5 protein-coding genes and 1 pseudogene are annotated in these 6,907 nt (G+C 66.2%); 4 read left to right on the top strand and 2 right to left on the bottom strand.

The window, feature by feature from the left end:
* The 4 genes from DBR34_RS16285 to purD form a co-directional block, all read left to right on the top strand.
* Window positions 1-749 (top strand): hypothetical protein (locus tag DBR34_RS16285; RefSeq protein ID WP_128097576.1); only part of this gene is annotated, 749 nt, incomplete at its 5' end.
* A gap of 99 nt (window positions 750-848) precedes the next feature.
* Complete coding sequence (gene rhuM, locus DBR34_RS16290; RefSeq protein WP_128097577.1) at window positions 849-1,895, top strand: RhuM family protein; 1,047 nt, start codon at window positions 849-851, stop codon at window positions 1,893-1,895.
* The gene (locus DBR34_RS16295) at window positions 1,892-2,788 is read left to right on the top strand and encodes a hypothetical protein (protein WP_128097578.1); all 897 of its coding nucleotides are present in this window, start codon (window positions 1,892-1,894) and stop codon (window positions 2,786-2,788) included. Before rhuM ends, DBR34_RS16295 begins: the two co-directional genes overlap by 4 nt.
* 104 nt (window positions 2,789-2,892) lie before the next feature.
* On the top strand, window positions 2,893-4,176 hold the full coding sequence (gene purD / locus DBR34_RS16300; protein ID WP_128097579.1) for a phosphoribosylamine--glycine ligase: 1,284 nt from the start codon (window positions 2,893-2,895) through the stop codon (window positions 4,174-4,176).
* Between the two features lie 143 nt (window positions 4,177-4,319).
* Here purD and rpoH read toward each other — a convergent pair whose 3' ends face one another.
* Both rpoH and DBR34_RS23480 read right to left on the bottom strand, forming a co-directional pair.
* A complete protein-coding gene (gene rpoH, locus DBR34_RS16305; protein WP_038685839.1) occupies window positions 4,320-5,195 on the bottom strand; it encodes an RNA polymerase sigma factor RpoH in 876 nt (291 codons plus the stop codon).
* A 490-nt stretch (window positions 5,196-5,685) separates the two neighbouring features.
* Window positions 5,686-6,907, bottom strand: a pseudogene (locus DBR34_RS23480) (hypothetical protein); the annotation flags it as partial.

Consider the following 6,907-nt stretch of genomic DNA (forward strand, 5'->3'; position numbering starts at 1 on the left):
CGGCGCAGACGCCTGCCGCACCGGTGGCCCACGTCAGCCGCACCGCGCGGCTGCAGGCCTTCCTGAGCGAACGCTACGGCAAGACCGCCAAACTGGGCGGCACCTGGCGGGGCAGCTGGAGCCAGGACGGCGACACCCGCCCCACCGACTGGCGCGTATGCGCCGAACAACCGGTGGTGACCGGCGACAGCTGGCAGCAGCTGCTGGCCGTCTGCGGCTGGCCGCTGGACGGCGCGCACCCGGACCCGGGCGCGATCGACTTCTTCGTGCTGCGCCCCGAGGGCGACCGCTTCGCCGTGGCCGCCGAACTGACCGGCCAGAACTTCGGCAGCCAGGGCCAGCCCGGCACGGTGCAGATCATCCGCGCCGGCAGCGACTTCTACGGGTTCCGCATCGAACATGGCTGGTTCGGCCAGGGCTATTCGCTGATCACCCAGACACTGGTGCTGCCCGGCCCGAACGGGCTGGTGGAGGCCGGTGGCGTGCGCAGCCACATCGACAACAGCGGTGCCTACGACTGCGATGCTGCCGACGCCGAACCGGACTGCAGGACGCGCCTGTTCGATCTCGATTTCACCCTTACCTTCGACAGCCGCGACCCGGCCGCACGGCAGTGGCCGCTGGTGATCGAGGAAACCGGCGTGGGCTGTGGCGCGACCCAGGTGCGGCGCGAGCATCGATTCACGCTGGATGCGAACACCTGGACCTATACCTTCCCGGATGCCTTGAACCGGGAAGGGTGCGAGTGATGGGGCGCGCCGCCGGGGAGCGCGTCATGTCCACGGGTAATCTGTAATCTTGTGACAGTGATCAGAGTGCAGATCCCGCACAAAGGCCAAGGTGAGCAGATGACCACTAGCACCGGCGAACTGATCCTTTACCGCACGGACGACGGGCGTACCGATGTTCACCTGCGAGCAGCAGACGGTACCGTCTGGCTGACCCAGGCTGAGATGGCGACGCTGTTCGATACCACACCACAGAACATTACCCAGCATGTTCGAAGCGTCTACGCCGACGGCGAGGTCGAAGAAGAGGCAACCTGTAAGGATTACTTACAGGTTCGGCAGGAAGGACGCCGCGAGGTCCGCCGGAATGTGAAGACTTACCGCCTGGAGCTGATCATGGCCGTAGGCTTCAAGGTGCGCTCTCCGCGAGGCGTCCAGTTCCGACGATGGGCAGGTTCGGTCCTGGCCGACTATCTGGTGAAGGGCTTCCTTCTCAACGATCAACGGCTGAAGGATGCCGAACGCGCGGACTATTTCAATGACCTGCTACTCCGAATCCGCGATATTCGAAGTTCGGAGAAGCGGTTCTACCTGACGCTTCGCGATCTTTTCAAAGCCAGCAGCAGCGACTACGACGGCACTGCAGAAACCGCCCGGACCTTCTTCGCCACCATTCAGAACAAACTGGTGTACGCGGTTACCGGTCGAACGGCAACTCAGCTGATACTGCAGCGGGCGGATCCAGATGCGGCCCACATGGGCTTGACGCATTGGGTTGGGGGCCAACCGCGCAAGGCGGACGCGCTGGTGTCCAAGAACTATCTAGATCAACATGAACTTGATCAGCTCAATCGCCTGGTCACCATGTTCCTGGATTTCGCTGAAGACCGCGCCGAGCGGCGCGTCGAAACTCGAATGGCAGATTGGATCAAGCAGACAGATCGATTCCTGGACTTCAATGAGCGTGCGATTCTTGGCGACGCTGGAAAGGTTTCACACCTGCAGATGGAAGAAGAAATCTCTGCCCGATATGCATCATTCGATGCCCGCAGACGCTCAGTGGCTGCCTTGCTTGCCGAGTCCGAAGCGGACAATGACCTGCATCAACTGCAAGCGGAAGCCAAACGTCTTGCCGTGACAGGGAAGAAGGACAGGGGTCGGTCATGACCTGCAGCGTTTCTCCCTGCCTGCGCCCGTTCGCACTGGCCGCCGCATTGCTCCTCCTGCTCGCCGGGTGCGGCGATGCCACGCCCTCTTCCAACGCCGGCAAGCCACGCCGCGTGCTCGACAGCACCGCGCAGGTGGAAGATACGTTGGAGGTCAGCGGCACCGCCGATCAGCGCCTGCTGGGCTTCCTGCATGCGCGCTATGGCGACAACGCCCGGCTGGACGCGCCGTGGCAGGACCAGTGGGACGACACCGAGGTGGAGGCGCTGCGCCCGGTCACGCGCAGCGTATGTGCCCGTGATACGCGCGATACCGATGGGCAGGTGCAGACGCTGCTGGCGGTCTGCCAGACGCTGGACGCCGCCGCCAGCGTGGAACCGGGTCGGCTGGACCTGTACGTGCTGCGCGATGGTCCGGCTGTTGGCACCACCGAAGCACCGCTGCTGGTCATCGCCCAGCGCCTGCAGGGCCAGTACGGTCGCAGGGGCGCGCCGGGCACGGTCGAGCTCGAGCAGCTTGGCCCGCACCGCCACGCGTTCCGCATCACCCATGGCCAGATCCAGCGGGGCGTCACCCTCGCCTCGCGCACCTATGTGGCCGTGCACGCCAACCGCCTGCGCGAGGTGGCGGTGCTGCGCGAACACATCGACAACAGCGCTGCCCGGGCCTGCGGCGACGCAGGCAAGGGCTGCGATGACACCCCGTTCAATGTCGACTTCAGCATCGCCGTGGGCGCCGCCGACGCGGTGGACGGCTACTGGCCGCTGACCGTGCGCAGCCGCGGGCAGGACTGCGCCGGGCCGGCGCACAGCTACGACCTGATCGCGTTCGATGCAGGCGCGCGCCGCTACGCGGTACCGGCGGAACTGCAGCGCGCGGGCTGCGCCGAATAACCGGGCGCCGCTGCACCAGGTGGCCCGGTCGGGCGGCCACGCCCATGCAGGGCCGGCCGACACCGCGTAAAATCGCGGGTCTGCCCCCACACGCGAGAACTGCATTGAAGATCCTGGTCATCGGCGCCGGCGGCCGTGAACACGCCCTGGCCTGGAAGCTGGCCCAGTCCGCGACGGTGGAGGAAGTGATCGTGGCACCCGGCAACGCCGGTACCGCGACCGAGGCCAAGTGCCGCAACGTGCCGGTCAAGGTCACCGACCTGGACGGGCTGCTGGCCCTGGTGGCCGCCGAGGGCATCGGCCTGACCGTGGTCGGCCCGGAAGTGCCGCTGGTGGCCGGCGTGGTGGACCGTTTCCGTGCCGCCGGGCACCGCATCTTCGGGCCGACCGCCGCCGCCGCGCAGCTGGAAGGCAGCAAGGCGTACGCCAAGGACTTCCTGGCCCGCCACAACATCCCGACCGCGTTCTATGCGGTGCACACCGAGATCGAGCCGGCGCTGGCCTACATCCGCGAGAAGGGCGCACCGATCGTGGTCAAGGCCGACGGCCTGGCCGCGGGCAAGGGCGTGATCGTGGCGATGACCCTGGCCGAGGCCGAAGACGCGGTGCGCGACATGCTGTCGGGCAATGCGTTCGGCGACGCCGGTGCGCGCGTGGTGATCGAGGAGTTCCTCGACGGCGAAGAAGCCAGTTTCATTTCCATGGTGGACGGCACCACCGCACTGCCGATGGCGACCTCGCAGGACCACAAGCGCGTGGGCGACGGCGACACCGGCCCGAACACCGGCGGCATGGGCGCGTACTCGCCGGCCCCGGTGGTCACCGATGAGGTGCATGCCCGCGTGATGCGCGAGGTGGTCAACCCGACCGTGCAGGGCATGATCGCCGACGGCATTCCGTTCACCGGTTTCCTCTATGCCGGGCTGATGATCGATGCCAGCGGCGCGCCGAAGGTGATCGAGTTCAACGTGCGGTTCGGCGACCCGGAAACGCAGCCGGTGATGCTGCGCCTGCAGTCGGACCTGATGGAACTGATGCAGGCGGCAATCGACGCACGCCTGCACGAGGTACAGGCCCAGTGGGATCCGCGCCCGTCGCTGGGCGTGGTGATGGCCGCCAGGCCGTACCCGGAAACGCCGATCAGCGGCGACGTGATCCATGGGCTGGACACGGTGCCGGCCACGGCCAAGGTGTTCCATGCGGGCACGGCGCTGGACGCGCAGGGCCAGGTAGTGAGCGCGGGCGGCCGGGTGCTGTGCGTGGCGGCGCTGGGCGACAGCGTGGGCGATGCGCAGGCCAACGCGTATGCGGGCGTGGCGAAGGTGACCTGGGACAACGAGTTCCACCGCACCGACATCGGCTGGCGGGCGATCGCGCGGGAGAAGTGAGGCCGCGCTGATCCACGCATGGCGTGGAGCGTGTGACACCAGCGGCCCGGCATTGCCGGGCCGTTGCGTTACAGGACCGACGCTTCCAGAAAAGAAAAGGCCCGGCAGTGCCGGGCCTTTCATCACCTCAACGCTGCCCCGCATTACGCGGTAAACAGCGCCTTCATCTTCTTCAGCGCGTTCGCTTCGACCTGGCGGATGCGCTCGGCCGACACGCCGTACTCGTCGGCCAGTTCCTGCAGGGTGACCTTGCTGTCCGCGTCCAGCCAGCGACGGCGGATGATGTCGCGCGAACGCGCATCCAGCTCGGCCATGCCTTCGCGCAGCAGCTGCAGCTTGTTGTCTTCGCTGTCGGCGCGCTCGTAGGCCATCGACGGATCTTCCGCGTCGGCCACCAGGTACGCAGCCGGCGACGGCGGGGCGTTTTCGTTGTCTTCGTCGCTGGGTGCATCGAAACCGATATCGCGGCCGGACAGGCGCGATTCCATTTCAAGCACTTCACGTTCCGAGACGTTCAGGTCCTTGGCCACGGCGCGCACTTCGGCCGCGTTCATCCAGCCCAGACGGGTCTTGGACTTGCGCAGGTTGAAGAACAGCTTGCGCTGCGCCTTGGTGGTGGCGACCTTCACGATGCGCCAGTTCTTCAGGATGAACTCGTGCATTTCCGCACGGATCCAATGCACCGCGAACGACACCAGGCGTACGCCCATGTCCGGGTCGAAGCGCTTCACCGCCTTCATCAGGCCGATGTTGCCTTCCTGGATCAGGTCGCCCAGGGCGAGGCCGTAGCCGTTGTAGCCACGGGCCACGTGCACCACGAAGCGCAGGTGGGAATGGACCAGCTCGCGCGCGGCGTCCAGGTCCAGCTCGTCGCGGAAGCGGCGGGCCAGGTCCTGCTCGTCATCGACCGACAGCACCGGGATCTGGTGCACGGCACCGATGTAGGCGTCCAGCGAACCGAGCGCACTGGGAATCGGGAGATTGTTTGCCACAAGGGCAGTAGACGTGTTCTGGCTCATAGGGCTCATCTTAGCAGTCTGAAACTTGGACTGCTAAAGGGGAAAGAAGTTCCAGCGTTCTGTTCATGCAACGATGGCACTGATTACCTGGATAACGTACCGCGAAATGATGACAGTGGCGAGAGGGCCGGGAAAATACATAAAACCCATTCAAATCAATCATTTGATAGGGTAAATGCGGCGCGGAAGCGTCGATTTCTGCTGAACGGCCCGTTCCCCGCCCCCATTCAGGCCGAAAGTGTTGGCAGGCATTCAGCCCGACGGGCCGGGTGCGGAGCCGCCCAGTGAGGGGAGCGATGGATCGGGGGGCGGTGGCCCCAAAGCCGGGCAGAGCCCGGCGCTACGCGCGCGCGCCGAAGCCGACCGCCGAAGCCGCCATCTCCGGTAGTGCCACGCCATGCGTGGCAGGCCAGACAATGACGAAGACGGATGCGTGGCAGGCCACACAATGAAGAAGACCAATGCGTGGCAGGCCAGACAATGACGAAGCCTAGTAATACCCCGCCATATTCAAGAAAAACCCCTTCTGGTCATACTTCAGCTCGGTCATGTCATCGCTGAACTCGGTGAAGTTGTAGCCCACCCCGACCTTGAAGTTCTCCCCCACCCGGCGGTCCACGCCCAGCAGCCAACCCTTGCGGACGCCGCCGTCGCGTACCTTCAGCCAGCGGTGCTCGGCCAGCCCTTCCCACTTTTCGAACAGGCGATAGCGCAGCTGCAGGGCGGCAAAGTCGGCGCGGCTGTCCAGCCAGGCGCCTTCGCCGCGGCCGGTGCGGTAGTCGCCCCAGCGTGAGGCGAGTTTGGCCGCCACTTCCCAGCGCGCGCCCAGCTGGCGGATGCCCTCCAGCGACAGCACCTGCGAGCGCTGGTCGTACAGGTTGCCGCCTTCCTGGCCCAGCGAGGCCACGTCGTAGAGATAGGTGAACTTGCCGAAGCCCGCCCAGCCGGTGGCGTCGTGCGGACGCCAGGCGAAGCCCATGTTGGTCTCCACCAGCTTGGCGTCGGCCACCGGGTTGATGCGGTCGTCGGTGTCGGCGTAGTTGGCGCGCAACGCAAAGCGCCAGTCTTCGTTGAGCTTGTACAGCAGGCGGTTGGTGGTCACCCACTGCTCGCGCTGCTCGGCACCGCTGTCGCGGCGGTACTCCAGCTTGCTGTTCCACTGCGCCACCGCGTCGGTGCGGCCGCCGCTGACGCTGTACGCGCGGCGGTCGATACGGCCCACGGTGGACTCCAGTTCGCCGTCCATCACGGTGAAGCCCAGGTTCCAGCCCTGCGCGGGATAGAAGTCCATGCCGAAGGTGTGCACCAGCCCGGCGCTGTCCTGACGGCGGTCCTTGAGGTACTGGCTTTCGTTGTAGACGTTGACCTGGTTGCTCAGGCGCCAGCGCTGGCCCAGCGTCCAGCCGCTCTGCAGGCCGGTGTCGAACAGCGGGTCGGTGCCGGTGCGGTCGGTGCTGTAGCTGTAACTGCCGTACAGGCTGTGGTCCGGCGCCATGCGGTACTCGGCGTCCACCTTGGCCCCGTTGCCGCGGCTGCCGCCGCTGACTTCGGCGCCCACGCTGCTGCGGTCGCCGAACAGGTAGCGCGCGCCCAGGGTGAGCAGGTCGTTCTTCTCGTACGCGCCGCCGTCATCGTCCAGGGTGACCTGGCCGGTGCCGTACAGCTCCCACGACGACCCGAAGCGCTGCCGGTAGCCGATTGCGGCCAGCATC

This window comes from Stenotrophomonas sp. HMWF003, from assembly GCF_003061285.1.
Taxonomy (GTDB): domain Bacteria; phylum Pseudomonadota; class Gammaproteobacteria; order Xanthomonadales; family Xanthomonadaceae; genus Stenotrophomonas; species Stenotrophomonas maltophilia_AP.

Coding starts and splice junctions, on each gene's coding strand:
- DBR34_RS16295 (WP_128097578.1), top strand. CDS start 1,892: ATGACCTGCAGCGTTTCTCCCTGCCTGCGCCCGTTCGCACTGGCCGCC.
- rhuM (WP_128097577.1), top strand. CDS start 849: ATGACCACTAGCACCGGCGAACTGATCCTTTACCGCACGGACGACGGG.
- rpoH (WP_038685839.1), bottom strand. CDS start 5,195: ATGAGCCAGAACACGTCTACTGCCCTTGTGGCAAACAATCTCCCGATT.